The 14679-nt window shown below is 60.1% G+C and carries 20 protein-coding genes and 1 pseudogene; 10 read left to right on the forward strand and 11 right to left on the reverse strand.

Features of this window, described 5'->3' with window-relative positions; all coding sequences use genetic code 11:
* From L9Z73_RS13405 to L9Z73_RS13415, 3 genes and pseudogenes are all read left to right on the forward strand, one after another.
* Positions 1 to 313, forward strand: a pseudogene (locus L9Z73_RS13405) (LysR family transcriptional regulator); the annotation flags it as partial.
* Between the two features lie 79 nt (positions 314 to 392).
* Positions 393 to 845 carry a MarR family winged helix-turn-helix transcriptional regulator gene (locus L9Z73_RS13410; RefSeq protein WP_247401684.1) on the forward strand — a complete coding sequence of 151 codons (453 nt, stop codon included), beginning with the start codon at positions 393 to 395 and terminating at the stop codon, positions 843 to 845.
* A 175-nt stretch (positions 846 to 1020) separates the two neighbouring features.
* A complete protein-coding gene (locus L9Z73_RS13415; protein WP_010211852.1) occupies positions 1021 to 1440 on the forward strand; it encodes an organic hydroperoxide resistance protein in 420 nt (139 codons plus the stop codon).
* Positions 1441 to 1545: 105 nt separating this feature from the next.
* On the opposite strand, the gene L9Z73_RS13420 is transcribed toward L9Z73_RS13415, so the two are convergent.
* Positions 1546 to 2118: an elongation factor P gene (locus tag L9Z73_RS13420; RefSeq protein ID WP_247401685.1), complete on the reverse strand. Its 573-nt coding sequence runs from the start codon at positions 2116 to 2118 to the stop codon at positions 1546 to 1548.
* Positions 2119 to 2167: 49 nt separating this feature from the next.
* Positions 2168 to 3301 carry an elongation factor P maturation arginine rhamnosyltransferase EarP gene (earP, locus tag L9Z73_RS13425; protein ID WP_247401686.1) on the reverse strand — a complete coding sequence of 378 codons (1134 nt, stop codon included), beginning with the start codon at positions 3299 to 3301 and terminating at the stop codon, positions 2168 to 2170.
* Positions 3302 to 3433: 132 nt separating this feature from the next.
* Between earP and L9Z73_RS13430 the strand changes: the two genes are divergently transcribed.
* Both L9Z73_RS13430 and L9Z73_RS13435 read left to right on the forward strand, forming a co-directional pair.
* A complete protein-coding gene (locus L9Z73_RS13430; RefSeq protein WP_247401687.1) occupies positions 3434 to 3802 on the forward strand; it encodes a hypothetical protein in 369 nt (122 codons plus the stop codon).
* Positions 3803 to 3814: 12 nt separating this feature from the next.
* On the forward strand, positions 3815 to 4297 hold the full coding sequence (locus tag L9Z73_RS13435; RefSeq protein ID WP_247401688.1) for a GreA/GreB family elongation factor: 483 nt from the start codon (positions 3815 to 3817) through the stop codon (positions 4295 to 4297).
* A gap of 5 nt (positions 4298 to 4302) precedes the next feature.
* On the opposite strand, the gene cysB is transcribed toward L9Z73_RS13435, so the two are convergent.
* From cysB to L9Z73_RS13460, 5 genes are all read right to left on the reverse strand, one after another.
* A complete protein-coding gene (gene cysB, locus L9Z73_RS13440) occupies positions 4303 to 5277 on the reverse strand; it encodes an HTH-type transcriptional regulator CysB (RefSeq protein ID WP_017849520.1) in 975 nt (324 codons plus the stop codon).
* Positions 5278 to 5381: 104 nt separating this feature from the next.
* Positions 5382 to 5882 (reverse strand): universal stress protein, encoded by a 501-nt coding sequence (locus L9Z73_RS13445; protein WP_247401689.1) that lies wholly within the window; start codon positions 5880 to 5882, stop codon positions 5382 to 5384.
* A 70-nt stretch (positions 5883 to 5952) separates the two neighbouring features.
* Positions 5953 to 6870 carry a 5'-nucleotidase gene (locus tag L9Z73_RS13450; protein ID WP_247401690.1) on the reverse strand — a complete coding sequence of 306 codons (918 nt, stop codon included), beginning with the start codon at positions 6868 to 6870 and terminating at the stop codon, positions 5953 to 5955.
* Between the two features lie 16 nt (positions 6871 to 6886).
* Positions 6887 to 7840: a putative 2-dehydropantoate 2-reductase gene (locus L9Z73_RS13455; RefSeq protein ID WP_247401691.1), complete on the reverse strand. Its 954-nt coding sequence runs from the start codon at positions 7838 to 7840 to the stop codon at positions 6887 to 6889.
* Positions 7837 to 8223: a thioredoxin gene (locus L9Z73_RS13460; protein WP_247401692.1), complete on the reverse strand. Its 387-nt coding sequence runs from the start codon at positions 8221 to 8223 to the stop codon at positions 7837 to 7839. Before L9Z73_RS13460 ends, L9Z73_RS13455 begins: the two co-directional genes overlap by 4 nt.
* Between L9Z73_RS13460 and L9Z73_RS13465 the strand changes: the two genes are divergently transcribed.
* Entirely contained in the window at positions 8222 to 8656 is a 435-nt protein-coding gene (locus L9Z73_RS13465; protein ID WP_247401694.1) for a PilZ domain-containing protein, read from the forward strand. The genes L9Z73_RS13460 and L9Z73_RS13465 overlap by 2 nt on opposite strands.
* A gap of 131 nt (positions 8657 to 8787) precedes the next feature.
* Positions 8788 to 9864 carry a 3-deoxy-7-phosphoheptulonate synthase gene (locus L9Z73_RS13470; RefSeq protein ID WP_247401696.1) on the forward strand — a complete coding sequence of 359 codons (1077 nt, stop codon included), beginning with the start codon at positions 8788 to 8790 and terminating at the stop codon, positions 9862 to 9864.
* Positions 9865 to 9928: 64 nt separating this feature from the next.
* Here L9Z73_RS13470 and L9Z73_RS13475 read toward each other — a convergent pair whose 3' ends face one another.
* Positions 9929 to 10210 carry a GNAT family N-acetyltransferase gene (locus L9Z73_RS13475; protein ID WP_003233387.1) on the reverse strand — a complete coding sequence of 94 codons (282 nt, stop codon included), beginning with the start codon at positions 10208 to 10210 and terminating at the stop codon, positions 9929 to 9931.
* Positions 10211 to 10822: 612 nt separating this feature from the next.
* Between L9Z73_RS13475 and L9Z73_RS13480 the strand changes: the two genes are divergently transcribed.
* Complete coding sequence (locus L9Z73_RS13480; RefSeq protein ID WP_247401697.1) at positions 10823 to 11074, forward strand: Lpp/OprI family alanine-zipper lipoprotein; 252 nt, start codon at positions 10823 to 10825, stop codon at positions 11072 to 11074.
* A 140-nt stretch (positions 11075 to 11214) separates the two neighbouring features.
* Here L9Z73_RS13480 and L9Z73_RS13485 read toward each other — a convergent pair whose 3' ends face one another.
* From L9Z73_RS13485 to L9Z73_RS13495, 3 genes are all read right to left on the reverse strand, one after another.
* Positions 11215 to 12183: a L,D-transpeptidase family protein gene (locus L9Z73_RS13485; RefSeq protein WP_247401698.1), complete on the reverse strand. Its 969-nt coding sequence runs from the start codon at positions 12181 to 12183 to the stop codon at positions 11215 to 11217.
* 87 nt (positions 12184 to 12270) lie between these two features.
* Positions 12271 to 12564: a hypothetical protein gene (locus tag L9Z73_RS13490; protein ID WP_247401699.1), complete on the reverse strand. Its 294-nt coding sequence runs from the start codon at positions 12562 to 12564 to the stop codon at positions 12271 to 12273.
* 58 nt (positions 12565 to 12622) lie between these two features.
* Positions 12623 to 13228 carry an arylesterase gene (locus L9Z73_RS13495; protein WP_247401700.1) on the reverse strand — a complete coding sequence of 202 codons (606 nt, stop codon included), beginning with the start codon at positions 13226 to 13228 and terminating at the stop codon, positions 12623 to 12625.
* Between the two features lie 10 nt (positions 13229 to 13238).
* Between L9Z73_RS13495 and L9Z73_RS13500 the strand changes: the two genes are divergently transcribed.
* Together L9Z73_RS13500 and L9Z73_RS13505 are read left to right on the forward strand one after the other, a co-directional pair.
* A complete protein-coding gene (locus L9Z73_RS13500; protein ID WP_010176179.1) occupies positions 13239 to 13922 on the forward strand; it encodes an ABC transporter ATP-binding protein in 684 nt (227 codons plus the stop codon).
* Between the two features lie 8 nt (positions 13923 to 13930).
* On the forward strand, positions 13931 to 14679 hold a 749-nt coding region (locus L9Z73_RS13505), incomplete at its 3' end, for an ABC transporter permease (protein ID WP_430624288.1).

Consider the following 14679-nt stretch of genomic DNA (forward strand, 5'->3'; position numbering starts at 1 on the left):
CAACGCCGCAAAACACAAGCCCCAGACCAGCCGCAACCCCAACAATGCAGCGAAGCCCGACAGCAGCGAGTTACCCAGGGCGCACAGCATCGCGCACCTGCCCACCTGGCTGGCCAGTGAATACCTGGTCCGCGGCGAACTCTTGCCGCTGTTTTGCGAAAACGGCCTGCCCAGTCCGGAAACCACCGGCATCTACGCACTGCGCCTGGAACAACAGCCGAACGCACGCAGCCGCTTGTTGCTCGAATACCTGAAATCGCGCTTCAGCCCGGTGCCGCCCTGGGACCTGGCGCTGCAAAGCGGCTTGGTCTGACCACTCGCACAGAATTATCTGGCGCATTAAAGACTTGCCCGCTAGATTCCAGCCAGACACGTTTTTTTGAGGCCGCGCCATGAGCAAAAATCCCGATCCTTGCCAATCCCTGTTGCTGGATAACCAGCTGTGCTTCGCCCTGCACTCCACCTCATTGCTGATGACCAAGGTCTACAAGCCGCTGCTGCAAGCCCTCGGCCTGACCTATCCGCAGTACCTGGCCATGATGGTGCTGTGGGAAGAGGATGGCTTGACCGTCGGCGAAATCAGCAGCCGCCTGCTGACCGACCCGGGCTCCCTGACCCCCCTGCTCAAGCGCCTGGAAGCCGAAGGCCTGCTCAGCCGCACGCGCAGCCGCGAAGATGAACGCGTGGTGGTGGTGGAACTGACCGACGCTGGCCGTGCCTTGCAAGACAAGGCCAAGGGCATTCCTCACTGCATCCTCGGCGCCAGTGGCCTGGAGCTGGAGCAACTGCGCAAGCTGCAAGCTGATTTGATTGCGTTGCGGAGCAATCTGCAAGACGCCGTCTAAAGACCCCCAAAGCACTAAACCTGTAGGAGCAAGCCCGCCCCACAGTTGATTTTGAGGCGTCCTCTCGGAAAAACTTCAAAATTTATCTTGCGCACAAAACATTAGCGCTATACATTCATTTCACCAACTACTTAGCGCGCAAATATTTAGCGCAATCAGCCAAGAGGGCAATACCATGCAAACGCTCTATACCGCAGTAGCCACCGCCACCGGCGGCCGTGATGGTCGTGCCGTTTCCAACGACAACATCCTCGACGTCAAACTCTCCACCCCCAAGGAACTCGGCGGCGCTGGCGGTCAGGCCACTAACCCGGAACAACTGTTCGCCGCCGGCTACTCGGCCTGCTTTATCGGCGCACTGAAATTCGTCGCCAGCCAAACCAAGCGCAAAATCCCGGATGACGCATCGATCACTGCCCATGTCGGCATCGGTCAAATCCCCGGCGGCTTCGGTCTGGATATCGACCTGCATATCAGCCTGCCGGGCCTGGCCCAGGATGATGCGCAAAGCCTGGTCGACGCGGCCCACCAAGTCTGCCCGTACTCCAACGCCACCCGTGGCAACGTCGATGTGCGCCTGCACGTCACCGTCTGACCCGTACTGCTGATGATGCTGAAGCCACGACTGAAGTGACAACTAAACGCCCACGAAAAAGCCCGACTCAAGGTCGGGCTTTTTTTCGTATCGGAGGGGCCAGAATTACTTCTTGGCGCGACCTTTGTACGAACCACCTTCACGGGTGTCGATCTCGATCATGTCGTCGATTTCGATGAAATCGGCCACTTGCAGTTCGGTACCGTTAGCCAGCTTGGCAGGCTTCATGACTTTGCCCGAAGTGTCGCCGCGAGCGGAACCTTCGGTGTAGGCAACCTTACGCACGATAGTGGTCGGCAGCTCTACGGAAACCAGGCGGTCTTCGAAGAAAATAGCTTCGCAGACGTCGTCCATACCTTCTTCAACGAACGGCAGAACGGCTTCGATATCTTCAGCGTTCAGCTCGTACATGGTGTAGTCGGTGGTGTCCATGAACGTGTAAGCGTCGCCGCTGATGAAGGACAGGGTCGCTTCCTTACGGTCGAGGATCACGTCGTCCAGCTTGTCATCGGCGCTGTAAACGGTTTCGGTCTTGTAACCAGTCAGCAGGTTTTTCAGCTTGGTCTTCATGATCGCGCTGTTACGGCCCGACTTGGTGAACTCAGCTTTCTGAACCAACCAAGGGTCGTTGTCGATACGGATTACCATACCGGGTTTCAGTTCTTTACCAGTTTTCATTGCAGATATCCGAAATTTGGATGGGGTTTACAAAAATCAAGGTCGCGTATCATATCCAACTTTCATAAAACTGTACCAGCGCCGTCGCAAGATCGGCCTGCAAGCCTTGTTCCAGACACCATGTTTCGGCGTGCGCAGCCACTTCCGGCCAGTGCGCCAGCAGCATTTTCCACGGCTGGGCCATATCGCCCTCAGTGTTCCAGGCCTGCCAAAGAGCGACCACTGCGGCTTTTGCCGCCGGCGAGAGGGCTGCGGTATAGAGCTCCAGAAAGGCGTCGAGCTTGTCCAGGTGGATGTCTTCGTCCTGACGATAGATGTGCCACAGCAACGGGCGCCCGGCCCATTGAGCGCGAACGAAGGAGTCTTCGCCGCGCACGGCGTTGAACTCGCAACACCACAGCAGGCGGTCATATTGCTCCTGGCGCACGAACGGCAGCACCTGCACGGTGAGGCCGTCGCGCCGGTGTATATCGCCCGCCGCCAGCCGATCCACGCCGAGCCAGCGCTGCATGTCGCCGAGGATGCGCCCTTCCGGCACCAGCAGATGAGTGGCACGCCCGTCCGTCGCCAACACGTCCAGCCAACCGGCAAGCGCGGCATTTTCGTAGGCAAACAGCGACATCAACCGCGCACCGTTCGCGGGAAATACGCCCAGGCTTTGCAGGAATTGTTGCTGCGCGCGCGCATCCTGTTGAAACGCCTGGCGCTGTTGCAGCAACCCCGCCTCACGCAACAGGCCACCGGTGCCCGACCGAAAGCCGGGGAAAAAGAAGTACTTCTGCACGCCCTTGAACTTCACCGACGGCAGGCGATGGCACCCCACCACCCAGTCTTCGGCACTCAGGTAGTCCAGGTTCATCCACAACGGCGCACGCTCGCACGCGGCCATCGCCTCCATATACTCAGGCGGCAACTGGCAGGCAAACGCGGCGATCACCACATCCGCCGATGGCGTGGCCAACCACTGCGCCGGCCAATGGCGCACGTCGACGCCCTCTTGCCATTGCTGCTCCCGTTGCACATTAATCTGCGGGCACATGCGCTCGAAGGCCCGCAGGTCATCGACCCACAAACGCACGTCACAAGCGTGCTCCACTACCAATTGCCGGGCCAGGCGCCAAGTCACGCCAATGTCGCCGTAGTTGTCGACGACGCTGCAAAAAATATCCCAGCGGGCTTTCATTCCGGGCTCCAACGCTCAAAGGCTCGATTGTCCGCATAAATGCCCCGATGCAGAAGGCTTGATCGCGATTATTCTGCACGGTGGCTGTGCGACAATCGCCGCCACGCCGCAAATGCTCGCCAGGAGACCGCCATGTCTGACCGCCCGCTGTCGCTGTTCAAACTCTGTCTCGCCATCGCCCTGGGCGTGTGGCTGGGGTTTATCGCCATTGCGCTGACCTCCTGGCTGGCGTCTCGCTATCTGTTCCCGCAAAGCCTGGCGCCCGTCGCCCAGGCCGTTCAACAACTCGGCAAACCCGCGCCGGTTGCACCGGAACCGCCGAACCGCATGTTCGAGCAGTATCAAGAGAACCTGCGCAAGCAGGAACAACAGCAAACCCTGGATCAGGCCCGCAACAACGCGCGCAACCTGTCCAACCCCAAATGCCAGTTCTGGCTGCAACAGGACCAGAACGCGCCCAATGAAAAGAGCCGGGCGAATGTCCTGCAATTTTGCGAATGATCAAACCCAACCATGAATAAACACGCCGTCCTCCAGTTGATCCTGGAAAAACTCAGCGTCGACCTCGACATCGCCCAGCGCGCCGCGCAGACCGCCTACGAAACCGCGACCGACGAAGAAAACATCGCGGAAAACAAATACGACACCCTCGGGCTGGAAGCGTCATACCTCGCGGCCGGGCAGGCCAAGCGGGTCGAAGAGATCAAGCAGTCGCTGACGCTGTGCCAGAACCTGCAGTTGCGTGCATACGATGACCAGCGGGGGATAGAAGTCGGCGCGCTATTGGGCCTGGAAGACGAAAACGGTCGCCAGCAATGGTTGTTCCTAGCGCCGGATGCTGCGGGCTTGAAAGTGGAGGTGGTGGGGCAACCGGTCACCGTCATCACCCCGCGCTCGCCCCTGGGCAACAGCCTGCTGGGCAAGTTCGACGGTGATGAGGTGGAGATTCTAGTGGCGGGCGCCCGGCAACACTTTACGGTTACCGAGGCCAAATAAACCACTCAGTGGACGGGCAGTTCTACGCCGTCGAACAACTCTTCCAGTTCCTGCTTGTTGTGGCACTGAATCGCCTTGGCCATGACTTCGCGCGTCAGGTGCGGGGCGAATTTCTCGATGAAGTCGCACATGAAACCACGCAGGAACGTGCCGCGACGGAAACCGATCTTGGTCACACTGGACTCGAACAACTCGCTGGCGTCGAGCACGACCAAGTCTTTATCGAGCTGGGTGTCGACCGCCATCTTGGCGACGATCCCCACGCCCAGGCCCAGGCGAACGTAAGTCTTGATCACGTCGGCGTCGGCTGCGGTGAACACCACTTTCGGCGTGAGACCACGATGGCTGAAGGCTTCGTCGAGCTTGGAGCGGCCGGTAAAACCGAACACATAAGTCACGATCGGGTATTCCGCCAAGGCTTCCAGGGTCAGCTTCGGCAGCTTGGCCAGTGGGTGACCTTGCGGCACCACCACACAACGGTTCCAGCGATAGCAAGGCATCATCACCAGGTCGCCGAACAACTCCAGGGCCTCAGTCGCAATTGCGAAGTCGACGGTGCCGTCGGCGGCCATTTCAGCGATCTGCATCGGCGAACCCTGGTGCATGTGCAGGGCCACATCCGGGTATTGCTTGATGAAATCGCGGATCACCGGCGGCAATGCATAACGGGCCTGGGTATGGGTGGTGGCGATCGACAGGGTGCCCTTCTTCTCGTTGGAGAATTCCTGGGCGATCTGCTTGATGCTCTCGACTTTGCGCAGGATCTCGCCGGCGGTGGTGATGATGCGTTCACCGGCCGGGGTGACGCGGGTCAGGTGCTTGCCGCTGCGGGCGAACACTTCGACACCCAGCTCGTCTTCGAGCAGGCGGATCTGCTTGCTGATACCCGGTTGCGAGGTGTAGAGGCTTTGAGCGGTAGCGGAAACGTTGAGATCGTGGTGCGCCACTTCCCAGATGTAGCGCAGTTGTTGAAGCTTCATATGTGTCCCTCAAAGCAGATAGACGCCACGGGTATCAGCGACGGTATATAACTATATTAAAGGTTAGACGGATAAATCTAGAACTTTTTATCTATCCTTTCCCTTCACACGTCATCACTGCGTTGACGTTGTAACGACGGCACCAGGTAAACCGGCACCGGAGACAGCTGCAACACCCGTGCAGCGGTGCGCCCGAGGGGGGTGGCCGCGGCAGTTGCGTGGCTGTGACTGCCTACGATCAACAGATCCACGGAAAGTTTACGCAGTTGGTCGAGAATCACCTCGCACGGGTCACCCTGGATCACCCGCACCGAGTGGATCAGTTGCAAGTCTTGCGCGCCGTCCCCCAGCTCCTCGCGAAAACTGTCGAGCACCCGCTGCTCGATCGTCGCCATCACCGTACTCAGGCCCTGGCTCTGCCATTCGTTCAGGGCCTTTTCATCAAGGTAGCTCTGCAACACCGATTCGGCGAACAGGCCCATGGGTTCGACCGCATGAACCACCGACAGCTCAGCCTTGAACGTTCGCGCCAGCGCCAGCGCATGCTGCATCACATAAGGCGCATACAGACCGAGGTCCGTGGCATACAGCATCGACCGGATCATAAAACCTCCTGGACAGCCAGGATGGCGGAGATTGAATGAGCTTAGCAGCGCCTCGGGGAATCCGACTGACTTAGCTCGACGTCTGAATCTTCACCTCATTACTGATGCCATGGGGCACATGCCCGGTGGCCACCACCTCCCGGGCTTTCTCGCAATGGCCGGCCTGGTCATCGAAAAAAACATCGGCGGCAAACGCCTCCAGGAACGCGGATTTTTCCAGGCCACCGAGGAACAACGACTCGTCCAGGCGGATATCCCACTCGCGCAAGGTGCGAATCACCCGCTCGTGGGACGGCGCCGACCGCGCCGTGACCAGCGCGGTGCGAATCGGGCACGCCTCGTCCGGGAACTCACGCTGCAACAAGTTAAGCGCCGCGAGGAAGCCCTTGAAGGGGCCGCCATGCAACGGCTGGCGTGCCGATTCGCGCTCGCTGGCCTGGAACGCTTCCAGCCCACCCAGTTGATAAACGCGCTCCGACTCGTCGGAAAACAACACCGCATCGCCATCAAATGCGATCCGCAGTTCCTCGCTCGATGCCCTGCGCGCGCCGCCTGACAGAATCGTCGCGGCAGCAAACCCAGCATCGAGCGCACTGCGCACATCTTCAGCATGGGTCGAAAGGAACAGATGGCATCCAAACGCCGCCAAATAAGGATATGGACTACGCCCTCCTACGAAAGCGGCGCGGGAAATGTCCAGGCCGTAATGCTGGATCGAATTGAACACGCGCAGGCCCGTGTCAGCACTGTTGCGCGACACCAGCACCACCTCGACCCGGGCCCGGCCCAGGCTGGCGTTGAGGCTCAGTAGTTTCTTGACCAGCGGGAAGGCATCGCCCGGCTCGAGCGTTTCTTCTTCATGCTCGATCTGGTATTTGCGGTAGGCCTCCACGCCCTGGGCCAGGTAGACCTTATGGCTGTCACTCAAATCAAACAGCGCCCGCGATGAAATCGCCAGTACCAGCTTGTCGCCCAATCCCTTTGCCATGGTGGTTCCCCCCAAATCAGCGGTTATGCCGATCAATAAAACTCAAGGCCTGATACAACGCCTGCATTCGCGGCAACTCGCAGCCGGCGGCCTTGGCGGCGGCCAGTGGGCGGGCGTAGATCGCCGCCAGTTCCAGCGGGCGTTTATGGATATGGTCGTGGTACATGCTGGGCAGGTAGTCGTCCATGGTTTCGGTCATGGTAAACATCTGCTCGGCATAGCTGGCCGCAATGTCGTGGCCACAGGCGTGGGCGCCCTTCACCACTTCGGCCATCAGCGCCTGGATCAGTTCGCGGCTGGACTCATCCGCCATCATCGCTGTGGTGCCGCAGCCCAACAGTACGGAGAGACCGTTGTAAGGCACGTTCCACACCAGCTTGTGCCAGCGCGCCTGGTGTACGTTGGCCATCGCCTGGGACTCGATGCCGGCCTGATGAAACAACGCGGCGCCCGCTTCGACAATCGCCTTCTGGCGCGCTTCGTCGTTGGCGGCGGTGCCGCTGTGATAACCCAGGTTGACCCGGCCCAACGCCTGATGCTCGACGACGCCGGGGGCAGAACGGTGTACGCCGATATAGCACAGCCCGCCGAGCAGATGCAGGGACGCCGGCAGGTGTTCACGCAGGCTGTCTTCGACGTCGAGGCCATTTTGCAGCAACACCACCTTGGCGTCGGGCGCCGCCACCTGGGCGATGGTCGGGGCCAGGTCGACATTGCCCGTGGACTTGGTCCCCACCAGCAGCCAGTCGCACGGCGGCATGTCGGCGGCGCGGGCGTAGGCCTGCACGGGGTTCAGGTGCAAGGTGCCATACACGCTGCTGTTGAGACGCAGGCCGCGCTCACTGACCGCTGCGTATTCGCTGCGCAGCAGGAAATGCACATCGAAGCCGGCTCGCGCCAGCATCAGGCCGTAGAAACCACCGATGGCGCCGGTGCCGATAATGCCAATGCGTGGTGACAATGCGGTCATGGCAAATCCTCTGGAGTACGGGTAAGCGCTTGATGAATAGCGTTGGTAAGGTCGGAAGGCGTAAGGCGTGTCTGTATTTGTCCAAGGAATTGACCCTCGCACACCACGAACAACGCCGGCAAATGAAAGACCTGGTAACGTTCCACCGCACCACCGTTGTGCCCGGCATCCACCCAGCACAGCCGATCCACCGGCAAATGCCAGCCCGGTAGTTGCTGATGCGCCCAACGGCAACTGGAACAGCCCACGCTGGTGAACACCACGAGCGAAATGCCTGGCAATCCCAGCAATTGCTGGTCAATATCCAGGTCGGTCAATGCCTGTTCCTTCACTATACTGCTGCCACCGCCGTCGACTGGACGGTGCTCGGAGTCCGTGTACATGGGTCGTTTTTTACCTCATCCTGATGATGTCGCTGCCCTATTGATCCAACGTCCCTCCCCTCCCATTCCCCGCCAACGCCTGCACACTATCGGCCTGGGTGGCATCGCCTGCAATTGCCCGCGTGCCTGGCGCAAGGGTACGGCGGTTGATCTGCATATCCCATCCCTGGGCGCCGGGGCCCGCTATCCGGGCTATGTGGCATGGTGCCGCAAGGTGGAAAACGGCTATCGTGTCGGCATCTCGTTCACCGATGAACATGCGTTGTTCGGCGCACGCATGGGTGAGCAAGCATGCCGGATAGAACGTTACTGCCGCCAGCACGAAGACGCCGAGTCGACGCCCGAGCAGTTCGAAAGCATGGCCCGCGAGTGGGTAGCGCGGCACGCCGGTGAGTTCTCCCATGAGGCGTTTGTGGCGCCGGCGCTGGATTAAAGCGGGCCTTGCCCATTGTCGCGGGCCGGTATTACGCGCTAAGGTTCCTCCCCCCTGCATTCAAATCATGCTGTGCTCCGCCGCACGGGAATGGCTGGCGGCCGGCACCCGTGACCCTGACGAGTAACACGATGGCTGATTTACCGATCAACGACCTGAACGTCGAATCCAACGAGACCCTGATCACGCCTGATCAGCTCAAGCGCGAAATCCCCCTGAGCGACGCTGCACTGCAGACCGTCACCAAGGGTCGCGAAGTCATTCGTGACATTCTCGACGGCACCGACCACCGCCTCTTCGTGGTAATCGGGCCGTGCTCGATCCACGACCTCAAGGCTGCCCACGAATACGCCGAGCGCCTCAAGGCGCTGGCCGAAGAAGTGTCCGACACCTTGTACCTGGTCATGCGCGTCTATTTCGAGAAGCCGCGCACCACCGTGGGCTGGAAAGGTCTGATCAACGATCCGTACCTGGACGACTCGTTCAAGATCCAGGACGGCTTGCACATCGGTCGCAAGTTGCTGCTGGACCTGGCCGAAATGGGCTTGCCCACCGCCACCGAAGCCCTTGATCCGATCTCCCCGCAGTACCTGCAGGACCTGATCAGTTGGTCGGCCATCGGCGCGCGCACCACCGAATCCCAGACCCACCGCGAAATGGCGTCGGGCTTGTCCTCGGCCGTGGGCTTCAAGAACGGCACCGACGGCGGCCTGACCGTGGCGATCAACGCGCTGCAATCAGTCTCCAGCCCTCATCGCTTCCTGGGTATCAACCAGGAAGGCGGCGTTTCCATCGTCACCACCAAGGGCAATGCCTACGGTCACGTGGTATTGCGCGGCGGCAACGGCAAGCCCAACTATGACTCCGTCAGCGTTGCGCTGTGCGAACAGGCGCTGAACAAGGCCAAGATCAAGCCGAACATCATGGTCGACTGCAGCCACGCCAACTCCAACAAGGACCCGGCTCTGCAGCCGCTGGTGATGGAAAACGTCGCCAACCAGATCCTTGAAGGCAACCAGTCGATCATCGGCCTGATGGTCGAGAGCCACCTGAACTGGGGCTGCCAGGCGATTCCAAAAAACCTGGCCGATTTGCAGTACGGCGTGTCCATCACCGATGCCTGCATCGACTGGTCGACCACCGAGACCACCCTGCGCAGCATGCACGCCAAGCTCAAGGACGTATTGCCCCTACGCAAACGAACCTGAGTCTGATCTGGGCACACAAAAACGCCGGGCTAAGCCCGGCGTTTTTCATGCTGCTGTTCACGCCTTACAGCTTGGCGGCATGGCGCTGGTGGCGCTCCATGTAGCGTTCGACGTAAGAGCATGACGGGATCACCGTGTAGCCGGACTCTTCGGCAAACTTCAAGGCTTCCTCGGTCAATGCGGCCGCAATACCACGGCCTCGCAGTGCGTTGGGCACGAAAGTCCGATAGATGTCCAAGGTCTGTTTCCCGAGGTCCATATACGTCAGGTAGGCACGATGACCGTCCACATTGGTCTCGAACTGATGACCAGCCTGGTCATGGTGGATGGACAACGCCTCGCTCATCACTACTCCTCGCGGGTCTTGGATTCTGACCCCTACCTTACCGATGTTTTTCCGGCGAAGGAACATCTACGCCACCCCGTGCCGGTTTCGACAACGAGAAAACCTTGAGCGCTCACAACCAGCACGTAGAGAATAGTAGGCAGCAATCCTGAAATTGCTCAAGACGCACTCGTCCTCCCGGGGCGCTGGCGGATATAGAAAGGGCCTCGATCAATCGCTGACCGAAAGCCTGAACATTGCCGGCAGTTGAAGCTTGAGACGAACTGGCGCTGTTAAAGTCACCTCTACATGCGCAAAAGATGCAGGGTTTGGCAAAGTCAACCTGTACAAAAGTGTTAGCCCAGATATATAGATTTTCATCTATTTACAAGGCTTGACACATGCGGGCCGGCCCTTTCAGGCAGGGTCCAATCTTCAGCAGACTGCAAAAAACCGAACACTTTTTATACAATCCTCCAAAAGATTAGCTAAAATAGATTCGGCACAGAATTTTTTTTTGCTTCTTGCGCTAGGTCAGTTTACTTACTACAAGTAATGAGTAGTATGTACGCCGGCTATTAGCTCACTCTGAGATAATAGCTATCTAATTGAAATTCCTTGAAGGGGAACACGATGAACAACGTTCTGAAATTCTCTGCTATCGCCCTGGCCGCAGTTCTGGCTACCGGTTGCAGCAGCGTCTCCAAAGAAACCGAAGCTCGTCTGACTGCAACTGAAGACGCAGCAGCTCGCTCCCAGGCTCGTGCAGACGAAGCCTACCGTAAAGCTGATGAAGCTCTGGCTGCTGCTCAAAAAGCACAACAGACTGCTGACGAAGCTAACGAGCGCGCTCTGCGCATGCTTGAAAAAGCTAGCAAGAAGTAATAATCCTTCGGGATTGTTATCAAGCCGATCCATTTTTGGATCGGCTTTTTTATTGCCTGAATTTCGCGAGTCCTGAGGGAGCGGGCAATAAAAAAACCCGCCGCGGCGCAAGGCCGAGGCGGGCTTTGGATCACGCAGACTTACTGCAGCAGGTCGATCGGCGTACTCGACACCATCGGCGCCGCGCCCGGCACACCGATTTCAGTCGGCAGGCCATCTTCGGCAGCCACTACGTCACGCACCTGATCCCAATTCACCCGCAGATGATTGGCCAGGTCTTCACGCTTGAGCAGGGCGTTGATCACTGCGGTGTGCTTGTCGACCACCGAGGGGGTGCCGTCATCGTTCAGAGGCGTGTGCGCTTCCAGGTAAACCTTGCCACCACTGTTACCGAACTTGTAGGCATCGTTGATGATGCGCACCGACGTCCCCACCGGCACCATACTGGCCATTTCCAGCACGTTATTGTTGAACATGCGGAAGCAGCCGTGGCTGGTACGCGTGCCGATGCCGAACTTCTTGTTGGAACCGTGGATCAGGTAACCCGGCGTGCCCAACGTGAACTTGAACGGTCCCAAAGGGTTATCCGGGCCGGCGGGGAAGACATTAGGCAACGGGTCGCCCTCAGCGGCATGCTCAGCCTTGATCGAGGCTGGCGGGGTCCAGGTCGGGTTCGGCGTTTTCGCGATAATGCTGGTATGGGCGACCGGCGAGCCCCAGCCCTCACGACCAATCCCCAGCGGAAAGGTGTAGACCACGTTCTGGCCCTTGGGGAAATAGTAGAGCCGGTACTCGGCAAGGTTGATCACGATGCCTTCGCGGGGGCCCGGCGGCAGGATAAACCGCGTCGGCAAAACGATCTCGGTGCCAGCGCCCGGCAACCAGGCATCGACGCCCGGGTTGGCGGCGACCATCTCCGAGTAGCCCAGGTCGTAGGTGGTGCCCAGGTCAGCAAAGGTGTCTTCGTACTTGGCCTTGATCACCTGGACCTGGCCAACGATGTCTTCACCCGGTGGCGGCAAGGGCAATTGCAAGGCTGCTGCGGAACCCGCCGCGCACAGGGCGGCAAGAGACAGGCAGCAGGTGACGACGGAAAGGCGCGACAACATCCGGAAAATCCTTCGCAGAACAACGTGTAGGTAAAAAACGATTGTATACGTGAAGCGGGCTTCTAGCTGCAAGCTCGTAGCCCCCCCTTACAACTCGAAGCGCAGTTCCGGCCAGATCGGCGGCGTGCCACGCTTTTGCGACTCCAGAATGGCACGGCACAGCGGGCACAGGCGCTGGTCCTGGAAGATCGAGCGGTCCACCGCCGACCAGCGTGGCTGAGCCGGCAACAACGTGCCACAGAGCGTGCGATCGATCGTGCCGCCCAGCTCCAATTGACGCGTGACCAGATGCACCCGGACTTCCTGGCAGGCGAACAGATCCAGCTGTTCGTCCGGCTCGATCAGTTGGTAATTAAACAGGGACCAGGCAGGACGCGACATCGAGGGCTCCAAATCGGGGGGGCGCCACCTTAGCCGAAAGCCTGCCGGTAGAAAAGCGTCATAACAGCGGTTTTAGCGTCGGCCAGACATTTTCCAGCAACTTGCCCTGGGCGCCGACCGCCGGATGCAGTTGATCGGCCTGCATCAGCTCGGGATGACCGCCCACGCCTTCGAGGAAAAACGGCACCAGCGGCACGCTCTTCTCCTTGGCCAGCGCCGCGTAGACCCCGGCAAACGCCGTGGTGTATTTCGGACCGTAGTTAGGCGGCAACTGCATGCCCAGCAGCAGCACCTTTGCGCCTGCCGCCTGGGACTGCTCGATCATCGATGCAAGATTTTGTTTCAATTGCGCCGGCGGCTGTCCGCGCAGGCCGTCATTGCCGCCCAGCTCGATAATCACCAGGCCTGGCTTATGCTCTGCAAGCGCCGCCGGCAGTCGCGCGAGGCCTCCGGCACTGGTGTCGCCACTGATGGACGCGTTGACCACTTCATCGTCGAAACCTTCGTGCTTGAGCCGTTGTCCCAGCAAGGCTACCCACCCTTTGCTGGTATCCAGTCCGAAACCGGCACTGATACTATCGCCAACGATCAGGACCGTACCCGCCGCTGCGTTCTGGGCCATGCACATCAAGGCCAGGCCAGCACTCAAAAACCACATTCGCATCGGATTCTCCATGGGCGCAAGCATTCTCACCGCGCGGAACCTTAGCAAAGTGGTTCCCAGCGCGGAAGGTGAACTGACTATCCTGCACGAACTGAGCCTGGAACTGAACAAGGGCGATAGCCTGGCTATCGTCGGTGCCTCCGGTTCCGGTAAATCCACCCTCCTCGGCCTGTTGGCCGGCCTCGACCTGCCCAGCAGTGGCGAAGTCACCCTCGCAGGGCAAGCCCTGAGCACCCTCGACGAAGACCAGCGCGCACGCATCCGCGCCGAACACGTGGGCTTCGTCTTCCAGTCATTCCAACTGCTCGACAGCCTCAACGCGCTGGAAAACGTCATGCTGCCGCTGGAGCTGGACGGCCGCAAAGACGCCCGCGAGCGTGCCAGGCACCTGCTCGAACGGGTCGGCCTGGGCCAACGCCTGACCCACTCGCCACGCCAACTCTCCGGGGGTGAGCAACAACGGGTGGCGATCGCCCGCGCATTTGCCGCCGAACCTGACGTGCTGTTTGCCGATGAACCCACCGGCAACCTCGACAGCCATACCGGCGAGCGCATCAGCGACCTGCTGTTTGAACTGAATAAAGAAAGCGGCACGACACTGGTCCTGGTCACTCACGATGAGCGCCTGGCCCACCGTTGCCGACGCCTGATCCGCCTTGAAGCCGGCCTGATGGTCGCGCCCCTGGAGCCTTGATGGCACGTTTGCCGCTGCTGCGCCTGTTCAGCCTTGCCATGCGCCAATTGCTGCGCGATGCCCGCGCCGGCGAATTGCGCGTGTTGTTCTTCGCCCTGCTGGTGGCCGTCGCCTCCAGCACCGCCATCGGCTACTTCGGCGCGCGCCTGAATGGCGCCATGCTGTTGCGCGCCACCGAGTTTCTTGGCGCCGACCTGGTGCTCGAGGGCAGCTCACCCGCACGCCCCGAGCAAATCAGGTCCGGGACCGAACTGGGCCTGGATCACGCGCGCGTCGTCGAGTTCTCCAGCGTTATCGCCACCGATAACGGCATCCAGCTGTCCAGCATCAAGGCGGTCAACGAGCAGTACCCGCTGCGCGGCGAACTGAAAAGCGCAGCCGCGCCGTTCGGTGACGAAACCCCAGGCGGCGGCCCGAAACCCGGCGAAGCCTGGGTGGAGGCGCGGCTGCTCACGGCACTCGACTTGAAAGTGGGTGACAGCATCGACGTGGGCATGAAGCCCCTGCGCCTGACGCGCGTGCTGACCTATGAGCCGGACCGCGCTGGCAATTTCTACAGCCTCACGCCAAGGGTGATGATCAACCTGGCCGACCTCGACGCCACCGGCGTGGTCCAGCCTGGCAGTCGCGTCAGCTACCGCGAACTGTGGCGCGGGGCCCCAGCCAGTACGGCACTGCAAACCTATCGCGACCTGGTCAAGCCGGGCCTCGCGGCCAACCAGCGCCTGCAGGATTCCCGGGATGGCAACCAGCAGAT

The organism is Pseudomonas emilianonis, from assembly GCF_023072625.1.
In the GTDB taxonomy this organism is placed as follows: domain Bacteria; phylum Pseudomonadota; class Gammaproteobacteria; order Pseudomonadales; family Pseudomonadaceae; genus Aquipseudomonas; species Aquipseudomonas paraveronii.

Excerpts from the sequence above, each read along its gene's own strand:
- L9Z73_RS13410 (WP_247401684.1), top strand. The coding sequence starts at position 393 with ATGAGCAAAAATCCCGATCCTTGCCAATCCCTGTTGCTGGATAACCAG.
- L9Z73_RS13415 (WP_010211852.1), top strand. The coding sequence starts at position 1,021 with ATGCAAACGCTCTATACCGCAGTAGCCACCGCCACCGGCGGCCGTGAT.
- L9Z73_RS13420 (WP_247401685.1), bottom strand. The coding sequence starts at position 2,118 with ATGAAAACTGGTAAAGAACTGAAACCCGGTATGGTAATCCGTATCGAC.
- earP (WP_247401686.1), bottom strand. The coding sequence starts at position 3,301 with ATGAAAGCCCGCTGGGATATTTTTTGCAGCGTCGTCGACAACTACGGC.
- L9Z73_RS13430 (WP_247401687.1), top strand. The coding sequence starts at position 3,434 with ATGTCTGACCGCCCGCTGTCGCTGTTCAAACTCTGTCTCGCCATCGCC.
- L9Z73_RS13435 (WP_247401688.1), top strand. The coding sequence starts at position 3,815 with ATGAATAAACACGCCGTCCTCCAGTTGATCCTGGAAAAACTCAGCGTC.
- cysB (WP_017849520.1), bottom strand. The coding sequence starts at position 5,277 with ATGAAGCTTCAACAACTGCGCTACATCTGGGAAGTGGCGCACCACGAT.
- L9Z73_RS13445 (WP_247401689.1), bottom strand. The coding sequence starts at position 5,882 with ATGATCCGGTCGATGCTGTATGCCACGGACCTCGGTCTGTATGCGCCT.
- L9Z73_RS13450 (WP_247401690.1), bottom strand. The coding sequence starts at position 6,870 with ATGGCAAAGGGATTGGGCGACAAGCTGGTACTGGCGATTTCATCGCGG.
- L9Z73_RS13455 (WP_247401691.1), bottom strand. The coding sequence starts at position 7,840 with ATGACCGCATTGTCACCACGCATTGGCATTATCGGCACCGGCGCCATC.
- L9Z73_RS13465 (WP_247401694.1), top strand. The coding sequence starts at position 8,222 with ATGGGTCGTTTTTTACCTCATCCTGATGATGTCGCTGCCCTATTGATC.
- L9Z73_RS13460 (WP_247401692.1), bottom strand. The coding sequence starts at position 8,223 with ATGTACACGGACTCCGAGCACCGTCCAGTCGACGGCGGTGGCAGCAGT.
- L9Z73_RS13470 (WP_247401696.1), top strand. The coding sequence starts at position 8,788 with ATGGCTGATTTACCGATCAACGACCTGAACGTCGAATCCAACGAGACC.
- L9Z73_RS13475 (WP_003233387.1), bottom strand. The coding sequence starts at position 10,210 with ATGAGCGAGGCGTTGTCCATCCACCATGACCAGGCTGGTCATCAGTTC.
- L9Z73_RS13480 (WP_247401697.1), top strand. The coding sequence starts at position 10,823 with ATGAACAACGTTCTGAAATTCTCTGCTATCGCCCTGGCCGCAGTTCTG.
- L9Z73_RS13485 (WP_247401698.1), bottom strand. The coding sequence starts at position 12,183 with ATGTTGTCGCGCCTTTCCGTCGTCACCTGCTGCCTGTCTCTTGCCGCC.
- L9Z73_RS13490 (WP_247401699.1), bottom strand. The coding sequence starts at position 12,564 with ATGTCGCGTCCTGCCTGGTCCCTGTTTAATTACCAACTGATCGAGCCG.
- L9Z73_RS13495 (WP_247401700.1), bottom strand. The coding sequence starts at position 13,228 with ATGCGAATGTGGTTTTTGAGTGCTGGCCTGGCCTTGATGTGCATGGCC.
- L9Z73_RS13500 (WP_010176179.1), top strand. The coding sequence starts at position 13,239 with ATGGGCGCAAGCATTCTCACCGCGCGGAACCTTAGCAAAGTGGTTCCC.